Consider the following 7,856-nt stretch of genomic DNA (forward strand, 5'->3'; position numbering starts at 1 on the left):
TTATAAAGCCCAGTTTTTCCTCCGCAAGTTTTCCCCGGTCACACCGGCTTCCGGGGGGGTTCAACCGTTCGGGCTGGCTTAATCTCGGGCTTGGTTTAGCGGTAGATTCATGAAGGGCTGGCTCAGTTTGGCTGGCTGGGGCAAAATCCATCCTGGCGCAAGACACCTCGCCTGAGTGCACAAGTTTAACGGCTCTTCACATTTGAGGGTGTAGTTGTTTTTTGAATCCTCCGGTTTCGAGGAGGGCGCGGATGCGGTAGTGGATGAGGTTGCGGAATCCGAGGATGGTGCCTCTAAGGTGTTCTAGGCGGCCGTTGATGGCTTCGGTTGGCTCGTTAGAACTATGGGGGTGGTCGAAGTAGGCCAGGATGTCCCCGGTGCGGCGCTTCAATGTGCGGCCTAGCCGTCTTAGTTCGGGTAGCCCAGCGGCGATGTCTTTAGGGATATTAGCCAGTTTGTCGATGACTTGTTCCATGAGGTGTTTGCCGTATTGGCGGTTTTTCTGTCGGTAGGCGTGCATCATGTCTTGGTATGATATCCAGGCTGCTTCCACACAGGCATGAAAATCATCAGCGAAGACAGCCTCGAGTTTCTCTGCTTGCTTTTCGGTAAGCAGGTTTGCCCCGGTTTTCAGGGTTCTCCTCACCCCGTAGAGCGGGTCACCGTGCCTCGAGCCTCGCCCTGTGCGCCACACCGCTGACAGAACTCGTTTTTCCTTGCTATCTTGCAATACAGTACCGTGCGCTGCTCGCTGGTTTCATCCGAAACCACGCTCAAACCCGACTCAGCGATTCTGAAGATTCTTTCCACACTGGCAGGTGCGCAGGGACGGGTACATACGGTAGAATCAAACATCGTCGAAGCCTTTCTGTGTGATTTTTCGATGTTTACAAACCAATCATCGCAAAGGCTCCGACACCCAACCACCACCACGCCAACACCCCAAAACACCCAAAACCCCGGCCACCCCAACCCTTAAAACACCCTCAAATGTGAAGAGCCCACAAAGTATCCTTGCTGCTGTTGACACCGCTTCTGTACTGCCATCGGGAGGATAACGTGGCTGGTTTACTAGCTAAAAATACCCACTTTTTATGGTAGCTTTTTCTCTACTTTTGCCGGTATTCTAGGTGGTCGTGGCGGAATAGGCTTGGTATCGTGGCCAGTCACATCAGGCGACTGAGTTTGAAAGGAGCCGCAAGATGGCTATCTTGGGTAAAATTGTTTCTGTGTGTATGAGCATTTGGATGGCTGTTACGGGGGGTGTGCCAGTTCAGGGGATATCACCCAATGACATCGTTGCTTCGATGCCCGTAACAAATCAGGTTCAGACTCATCTTGGAGAGTGGATATGCAAGCAATGGCCAAATCACTTCCCCTGTTAAGAGAAAGTAGCATCGACTCTTGCAAATCGACTCCTTAATGGTACGTTTCTTTCCACAATACCCTGGGCCGGGATGGGCGCAGAGACTTATCTTCGTTGCTTTAGCATCACTCATCGCTACACTAGAATTGCCTCAGTTTTTTTACTACCAAAATCCTAGTGTCGAAACACTTTGGATATTATTTTTATCCATAATACTGCTAGCGTCTTGTGGTTGGTTTGCACCCTGGTCAGAGATTCTGTACACAATTATATTCGACATTACTCTGTTTACGTCTCTGAGCAATAGCATGCCATTTTTAGTGCTCGGGGTTTGCGCTATCTCGGTGAGCTGGTTGTCACGATCTTGGGTCATTCCAGGGCTGATGTTATACTTCTCTGCAGAGCTTCTCGCTTTATTTACCGCTACAAGGCCAATTCCCCAGTTGACAGGATTTTTACTCGATGCTTCCCTAGTGCTGCCCCTGGGATTTTTCCTGCGCTGGCATCGGCTCAACACTGAAACCATGAGTACCCGGCTGCGCCAGGCAAAAGAGGAAGTCGCACAGGTCGAGACGCGGATTCGCCAAGATTTAGCCACAGAGCTACACGATACTATCGCTCGAGATTTAGTGCGCCTAGTGGTGTTGGCGAACCGGTTGGAAAAGCATCCTGATTCGGCGACCAGTGAGGATTTTCGGCTGATATCGGAGTTGTCCACAGCGGCTTCACTGGGGATTCGGCCTGTAATTTCTGGTCTGGATAAAAGGCGCTCTCGCAAGAACATAACGCAGATTATCGAAGAAGTGGCTAGTATGCTATCCGCTCGTGATATGAAGCTGAGAACCGTAGGAACCTCGGAACTGGATGCACTGCTGACTCGCCAACAACTACTCTTGGCGGCCTTGATGATCCAAGAATGCGCCACCAATGCTTTGAAATACGGGGTTCCCGGCACTGAGGTAGCTTTAGAGGCTACACTTGATGAAAGCCGTGTTCTCCTGTTGACCATGCGCAACGAAATCTCTCCCGCCCCGGACTACGCTGGCGTATCGAGTGGTTTTGGTTTAAACAACTTAGAATCCCGACTCAACGAGGAAAACGGCGAGTTGTTTTTCGGGAAAGTTGAACAACAATGGATTATAAAGGCCGTAATTCCACCATCTTGAAAGGAATCAAATCCTCATGAAAGAAGACCTGCGGATACTGATTGCCGATGATGACCGGATTTATCGGGAAAATCTGGCCATACTGCTTGACAGCATAGCTGGCATCCGGGTAGTGGCCACAGCGGCTAACGGAGTCCAGGCCATCACCGAGTTGGCAAAACACTTGGTAGACGTGGCGCTAGTAGACATTGACATGCCTGTTATGGACGGCATCGCCACTGCCAAGACTATTCAGACTAGCTACCCCCAGACCACCGTGGTGATGCTGACTGCATTCGAGCATGAGGATGCCCTCCAGGACAGCCTGGCAACGAGGGTAGCGGGGTTTCTAACCAAGGATGTTTCCGCCGAAGATTTGGCTATGTTCATTCGTCAGGCTCACGACGGCAGACAGGTGATTAGTGGTAAACCCGCCGAGATGTTGACCGAAAGCTATCTGCGGAGCCAGCGTAAACAGGTGCAGTACCAAGATTTTATCGCCCGAGTGGAAGCCATGTCGAAACATCTGAAACCAGTGCTAGAACTGATGTGCCAAGCCAAATCGAATCGAGAAATCGCTTCTGAAATGAGTCTGTCCGAAGCCACCATCAAATCCTATGTTTCCGATATCCTGCGTGAAACCGGCTGCGTGAGCCGCAGCGAAGTCACCCTCAAATCCATCAAATCCGGAATCGTCGACTAACATACCAACTTTTTATGGCCACTTTTTACCAACTTTTGGGGGTGTTACCTACCGGTAGTTTACAAAGATAATTTAGCTGGAAGCTAAACTGCTTCCTAAGAAAATACCAACCCTCAATTTTTAGGAATTTAAGATGAATCTAATCAGCAAAATCGCAGCCGTTAGCATATCCCTGCTACTTTTATCTACGCCAGGTATTAGTTTTGCTTCAATCGCTAACGAAAGTCCATCCAACAACACCAATAAAGACATAGTTCTAAACAATTTTCGCAATAATTTAAAGGAAAAGGCTAGATACGGGAACAAAGATAACATAGAACAATTAAAAAGATTCGATAAACTGAATGCAAATCAGCGCGACGAGCTGGCAGATTATTTCTTAGGTAACATATTTATAAATACACCACAGAGCAGCAATTATAGTCATCAGTCCAGTCAAGACGATATAGTAACTAGAGGTAATTTTACTTGGGAAACTGAAAGGACATCAGATTCCACTTCTGGTATAGAAACCAGAGCTACAAAGAGCACTAAACACGTCAAAGCAACACAATGGTTCAAATTTCTGGGAATAACAATATCAGAGACGAAAGTATCGGGAACCTATCTCGTGAGCGGAGGAAAGGCTGTCTCAATCAAATCGTATGCTTGCACAGTACTTCAAAATTTAGATCCACTTGCAAATATATCTTCTTCTAAAAATGGGTCTTATATTTCTGACGGGAAAGCAACCATGGAATGTAAAGTTGTGGTAAAAAGAGGAGCACCCACGCCTTGGGGTGGCCTTAACTGGAGCACTAGAGAAGGCATACAGTATCTAACCGCAAATGGACAAGGAAAAGTTGAAGAAGAAGAAGAAGAAGGTTGGCTCTAAATCTTGATGTATTATTTCTCCAAGAACTGTTCGGGTAGGTTCCAATGAATCCAATGCTGCCAACATTCTACGACACATTCTGGATTTTGGGTACTGTGACAATTTCTGCTCTCACAATAGCGGCTATTATCACGCTTGTAAAATCGCGTATAGCCTCTAAAACAAAGATTACTTGGATTGTCATTGTAGTATTTCTTCCAGCCGTAGGTTCGCTACTTTGGTTGATTTATTATACAAGAACTAACCATACCTAGAACTGCGATATGTGAAGGTTATTGTTAACTATCGGAGGCGCATAATAATTGTACTGAATACACATATACCATATCCAATTGATTACAACCCCGATAACAAATAATGAAATATCCTTCGCATAATGTTGATAAACCTAATTATAAGTATTGACAGCAGTACACAGCGCCAAGCTACATACTGCTGTCAACACTTAGTTTGTATGTTTTTGTCTCAGATGGAGAGAACGTGAACATAGACTTTCGCAACCATCTACGGAAAATGTTCGTGAAGTGTGAATAAATTCGCATCCCAAACAATCGCCATCAATCCCGGGTAGCGTCTCATGAATCCGGCAAAACATCCGATAGAGTCCCGGCAAAGCGTCTGATAAGCCTGGTAGAGTGACTTTTCAATTTTGGGTTAACTTGCTATTGGATTCGTTATCCCCTCACGTTTAGAGTCTGAGGACTAGGCGAAATCCCGTATCTGGCGCAGCCTGGTGTTGTAGGGAAGAACACCAATACGGGAGGCAAATCTGGAGCGGCCAACCACCAGGATTTGGGAAATATTAACTACGCAATCTTTCGACAGATTACCTTCCCCCGCAGTGAGTCCTATATTTCCCGGGGCTTTCGCCAGCCGCAACGAAGTCTTCCCTAGCGCACCTTCGTCAACTAAAATATTCACTATGCTGTACATCGTTATCGCCATAGTGTGTAACTGCGTCGGGGCGCTGCTGCTGTCGCACTTCATATGGAAGCTTTTGCTGGGGATAAAGAATCCCGATGTCGCCCAAGCAAGACAACTTTCGCCGCACACCGCGCTTAGCATGGCATTTGTTTCCATTCCGCTGCTGACACCTGTTTTAGAGCCAAAACTGGCTTTATCGGTAGGGCTTTATCTCGTCTTGAGCGCAGTTTTTATAGTGATTCACAGCGCAATTAGCGAGCCCGCACCACGCCTTGAGCCGTGAACTTTAGGATTACACAGTGGATTGCTCGGCGAAACAAGCACAACCCTCCGATTCAACAGCGAAGGCCGAGATGACAGCGAGTGCGGTAGCGATAGCGGGCAAAGCGGCATCCGGTGAAACTGAGGCCAGTGAGACTGAGACGACAGATGACATCGAAAAGGCTCCTGGCGGGTGGCAAGCAAAGCGGATTGGCTAGTTTAGCGTTCGGGAGATTTTTGGATTTCCCTGGTAGCAGCGGCGTTGCTGTGGGGACTGGCTGCGTTAGCCATGACCCAAGTGCAGGCGATAATATTCCCCCAGTCCGCTGGGTTCAACTGGCGGGTTCATGACGGTCTGCTGCTAGTAATCTTAGGGATGCCGCTGCTAGCACTGCTGGGATTGGTAATAACGGCGTTTCACCTCGCAGGTAAGTTTCGCCGAGTATGGCTGAAAATTATTTCTGTACTGGCCGGAGTGACACTGCTAGTATTTTTGTGCCTGGCCGCTTTTCTGGCACTAATCGGATATGCTTTCCATGCTAGAGAACCCAGCCACCGATATTTGCCCGCCTGGACGAGTCTGCGAATACACCACCTGGAATCCCAACGACGGCTTCGTGCAGGTGTACCGCGAGAGCCTGCTATTGCGTTATTACGAAAAACAGCTCGACCCATACGGAAACCTCCCCCAGCTCCAACCGACCGCAACCAAATATGAACTAAAAATCGCGGACTATCCACCAGCTTGCACCATAGAAAACACCAACTATGCGGTAGTAGTTATCGACAAGGCCAGTCCCTCGAACCACAACATTCTGGCCCGCCCCCAAGACGGAATCTGGCAGCAAGTCGCTGACCTGCCAAACGGCAGGCTACTGCGTAGCCTGCCGTTTCGACGCCGCCTCTCACACCCTGATTCTCACCTTCCAAGACACCAACGGCAAGCACACCACCGAGACAATCCCCTATCCCGAATAGAATCTACTAAGTTCCCTGATTTCCGAGGTTAGCCACTAAATGCTTGCGAAATATGCATAGGTTCACATTCCAAACACCCGCTTACAGCCCTGGAAGCACCTCATGAACCCGACAAAACGACCAGTAGCAACCCGGCAAAACGACCGGTAGAACGGTCAAGACCCTGGAAATCCAGGCAAACCTCAATCCATCCGGACGGTTACTTGCCGAAAAGGTCAGCGTGAGTACCAGTTTTGACCAGGGTGAGAGTCAAGATATCTTCCTCAATAAGGTAAATCAATAGCCAATCCGGCTTTATGTGGCACTCCCGAAGTCCTTTGAACTCCCCGCTCAACGCATGGTCACGGAAGCGTTCCTCGAGTGTCTCCCCCGAGGCAATCCGGTCAACCACCGCGTCAAGCAAAGACATGTTATATCCACGTTTTTCGGCGAGCCTATAGCCTTTCCTAAACGCAGCAGTCGCCTTTATCCGATAAATCATAAACCGAGAGCTTCCTTAAGCTCAGTCATAGAACCGTAAGAGGGAACACTAGGATCCCGAGAGATACGCCGAGCCTCAGCTATCGCTTCAAGGGTGTCTTGATTGAACTTTGGAATCTCCACTGCAAAGGGCAAACCCCCATGCAGCAGACACTGGCGCAAAAACAGGTTAACCGCCGAAGACATATCCAGCCCCAGCTGGGAAAACAGCACCGTGGTCTGCGCTTTAACCTCCGCGTCAATCCGAATCTGCGTCGGCACATTCGCCATACGAGCCCCTCCTTGACATTAAAACTACATCAAACGGTTTACAACGTCAATCGAATTGCCAAGTTCACAGCCCAAAACTTTCGCCGACAATTCCGGATAGCACCTCGTGAACCCAGCAAAACGACCGGCAGCGGTGCGGTGCAGCCTACTACTGTATACTATTAAGTATGATGTTTACGTATTCTTTTGTGGGTGAATGTTTTGGGTGAAGTTCTGGTCGAGCCGAATGCTCTCAAACACGGGCTCAGTCCGGAAGAAGTGCGCTATGCGTGGGATACTCCCATCGCATGTCGACAGCGCAATGGGCAAGACGACCCGCCGATTTGGATTGCGGTAGGTGTTTTGCCCGATGGTCGCCTGGCTGAGTTGGTGGCCTTTGAGGACAGACAAGGCAGATGGCGGGTATTCCACGCTATGACCCCACCCACCAAGAAATTTCAACGTGAACTTAGGCTAAACCGGAGGTAGAGATGGCGAATATAGAAGCGGCGAACGGCCAGATTGTTACCGACCAGATGATTACAGATTGGGAGTCCGCCCTGGAGTGCGACGAGTGGCCCCAAGGCTGGGAGAACCACTCCGAGATTATCTACGGTCGTCCCCCGTTGAGCGCCGGGGCCTCGGTAACGCTTTCTATCAAGGTGCCCGCCGCTCTCAAACAAGCTATAACCCAAGAAGCCAAGAAACGCGGGACCACTACCAGCAACTACGCCCGCGCTCTCCTCGCCGCCGGGATGCTCGCTAGCTAAGAGCACTGCAGACATTTAGCAGACACCAATCGAGTCCCCGGAAAGGCCCCACGGCTGTGACCAGGGCATTTACCAGGGATGGTTTCCAACGAATCGCACTAAATGT

At 49.3% G+C, this 7,856-nt stretch carries 13 protein-coding genes and 1 pseudogene; 9 read left to right on the forward strand and 5 right to left on the reverse strand.

Annotated elements, in window-relative coordinates; genetic code table 11:
• Positions 1–196: 196 nt before the first annotated feature.
• Positions 197–682 (reverse strand): annotated as a pseudogene (locus HMPREF0577_RS05455) (transposase); the annotation flags it as partial.
• Positions 643–855 carry a hypothetical protein gene (locus tag HMPREF0577_RS11565; protein ID WP_169305148.1) on the reverse strand — a complete coding sequence of 71 codons (213 nt, stop codon included), beginning with the start codon at positions 853–855 and terminating at the stop codon, positions 643–645. The gene HMPREF0577_RS11565 and the pseudogene HMPREF0577_RS05455, both read right to left, overlap by 40 nt.
• Before the next feature lie 954 nt (positions 856–1,809).
• On the opposite strand from HMPREF0577_RS11565, the gene HMPREF0577_RS05465 reads away from it, so the two are divergent.
• The 4 genes from HMPREF0577_RS05465 to HMPREF0577_RS10930 all read left to right on the forward strand — a co-directional run bounded on the left by HMPREF0577_RS05465 (position 1,810) and on the right by HMPREF0577_RS10930 (position 4,342).
• A complete protein-coding gene (locus HMPREF0577_RS05465) occupies positions 1,810–2,532 on the forward strand; it encodes a sensor histidine kinase (RefSeq protein WP_244854384.1) in 723 nt (240 codons plus the stop codon).
• A gap of 16 nt (positions 2,533–2,548) precedes the next feature.
• A complete protein-coding gene (locus HMPREF0577_RS05470) occupies positions 2,549–3,214 on the forward strand; it encodes a response regulator transcription factor (RefSeq protein WP_004012734.1) in 666 nt (221 codons plus the stop codon).
• Between the two features lie 133 nt (positions 3,215–3,347).
• Positions 3,348–4,088 (forward strand): hypothetical protein, encoded by a 741-nt coding sequence (locus tag HMPREF0577_RS05475; protein WP_004012735.1) that lies wholly within the window; start codon positions 3,348–3,350, stop codon positions 4,086–4,088.
• 53 nt (positions 4,089–4,141) lie between these two features.
• Positions 4,142–4,342, forward strand: coding sequence for a PLD nuclease N-terminal domain-containing protein (locus HMPREF0577_RS10930; protein WP_244854479.1), 201 nt, complete (start codon positions 4,142–4,144; stop codon positions 4,340–4,342).
• A 448-nt stretch (positions 4,343–4,790) separates the two neighbouring features.
• Here HMPREF0577_RS10930 and HMPREF0577_RS05480 read toward each other — a convergent pair whose 3' ends face one another.
• Positions 4,791–5,021: a hypothetical protein gene (locus HMPREF0577_RS05480; protein WP_004012736.1), complete on the reverse strand. Its 231-nt coding sequence runs from the start codon at positions 5,019–5,021 to the stop codon at positions 4,791–4,793.
• Between HMPREF0577_RS05480 and HMPREF0577_RS05485 the strand changes: the two genes are divergently transcribed.
• From HMPREF0577_RS05485 to HMPREF0577_RS11820, 3 genes are all read left to right on the forward strand, one after another.
• The gene (locus HMPREF0577_RS05485; RefSeq protein WP_004012737.1) at positions 5,011–5,295 is read left to right on the forward strand and encodes a hypothetical protein; all 285 of its coding nucleotides are present in this window, start codon (positions 5,011–5,013) and stop codon (positions 5,293–5,295) included. The genes HMPREF0577_RS05480 and HMPREF0577_RS05485 overlap by 11 nt on opposite strands.
• A gap of 16 nt (positions 5,296–5,311) precedes the next feature.
• Positions 5,312–5,491, forward strand: a complete 180-nt coding sequence (locus HMPREF0577_RS11815) for a hypothetical protein (RefSeq protein WP_036342508.1) — start codon at positions 5,312–5,314, stop codon at positions 5,489–5,491.
• A gap of 318 nt (positions 5,492–5,809) precedes the next feature.
• Entirely contained in the window at positions 5,810–6,283 is a 474-nt protein-coding gene (locus HMPREF0577_RS11820) for a hypothetical protein (RefSeq protein WP_244854386.1), read from the forward strand.
• Positions 6,284–6,450: 167 nt separating this feature from the next.
• Here HMPREF0577_RS11820 and HMPREF0577_RS05500 read toward each other — a convergent pair whose 3' ends face one another.
• Both HMPREF0577_RS05500 and HMPREF0577_RS05505 read right to left on the reverse strand, forming a co-directional pair.
• A complete protein-coding gene (locus HMPREF0577_RS05500; RefSeq protein ID WP_004012740.1) occupies positions 6,451–6,732 on the reverse strand; it encodes a type II toxin-antitoxin system YafQ family toxin in 282 nt (93 codons plus the stop codon).
• Positions 6,729–7,001 (reverse strand): type II toxin-antitoxin system RelB/DinJ family antitoxin, encoded by a 273-nt coding sequence (locus HMPREF0577_RS05505; RefSeq protein WP_004012741.1) that lies wholly within the window; start codon positions 6,999–7,001, stop codon positions 6,729–6,731. The genes HMPREF0577_RS05500 and HMPREF0577_RS05505 overlap by 4 nt, the downstream gene beginning before the upstream one ends.
• A gap of 192 nt (positions 7,002–7,193) precedes the next feature.
• Between HMPREF0577_RS05505 and HMPREF0577_RS05510 the strand changes: the two genes are divergently transcribed.
• Together HMPREF0577_RS05510 and HMPREF0577_RS05515 are read left to right on the forward strand one after the other, a co-directional pair.
• Positions 7,194–7,469, forward strand: a complete 276-nt coding sequence (locus tag HMPREF0577_RS05510; protein ID WP_004012742.1) for a BrnT family toxin — start codon at positions 7,194–7,196, stop codon at positions 7,467–7,469.
• A gap of 2 nt (positions 7,470–7,471) precedes the next feature.
• The gene (locus HMPREF0577_RS05515) at positions 7,472–7,750 is read left to right on the forward strand and encodes a hypothetical protein (protein ID WP_004012743.1); all 279 of its coding nucleotides are present in this window, start codon (positions 7,472–7,474) and stop codon (positions 7,748–7,750) included.
• The last annotated feature ends 106 nt before the right edge of the window (positions 7,751–7,856 follow it).

It is taken from the genome of Mobiluncus mulieris ATCC 35243 (assembly GCF_000160615.1).
GTDB classification, from domain to species: Bacteria; Actinomycetota; Actinomycetes; order Actinomycetales; family Actinomycetaceae; genus Mobiluncus; species Mobiluncus mulieris.

Bases quoted from the DNA above. Each gene is read 5' to 3' on its own strand.
- HMPREF0577_RS05485 (WP_004012737.1), top strand. From the start codon at position 5,011: ATGCTGTACATCGTTATCGCCATAGTGTGTAACTGCGTCGGGGCGCTG.
- HMPREF0577_RS10930 (WP_244854479.1), top strand. From the start codon at position 4,142: ATGCTGCCAACATTCTACGACACATTCTGGATTTTGGGTACTGTGACA.
- HMPREF0577_RS05470 (WP_004012734.1), top strand. From the start codon at position 2,549: ATGAAAGAAGACCTGCGGATACTGATTGCCGATGATGACCGGATTTAT.
- HMPREF0577_RS05515 (WP_004012743.1), top strand. From the start codon at position 7,472: ATGGCGAATATAGAAGCGGCGAACGGCCAGATTGTTACCGACCAGATG.
- HMPREF0577_RS05475 (WP_004012735.1), top strand. From the start codon at position 3,348: ATGAATCTAATCAGCAAAATCGCAGCCGTTAGCATATCCCTGCTACTT.
- HMPREF0577_RS11820 (WP_244854386.1), top strand. From the start codon at position 5,810: ATGCTAGAGAACCCAGCCACCGATATTTGCCCGCCTGGACGAGTCTGC.
- HMPREF0577_RS05480 (WP_004012736.1), bottom strand. From the start codon at position 5,021: ATGTACAGCATAGTGAATATTTTAGTTGACGAAGGTGCGCTAGGGAAG.
- HMPREF0577_RS05505 (WP_004012741.1), bottom strand. From the start codon at position 7,001: ATGGCGAATGTGCCGACGCAGATTCGGATTGACGCGGAGGTTAAAGCG.
- HMPREF0577_RS05500 (WP_004012740.1), bottom strand. From the start codon at position 6,732: ATGATTTATCGGATAAAGGCGACTGCTGCGTTTAGGAAAGGCTATAGG.
- HMPREF0577_RS11565 (WP_169305148.1), bottom strand. From the start codon at position 855: ATGTTTGATTCTACCGTATGTACCCGTCCCTGCGCACCTGCCAGTGTG.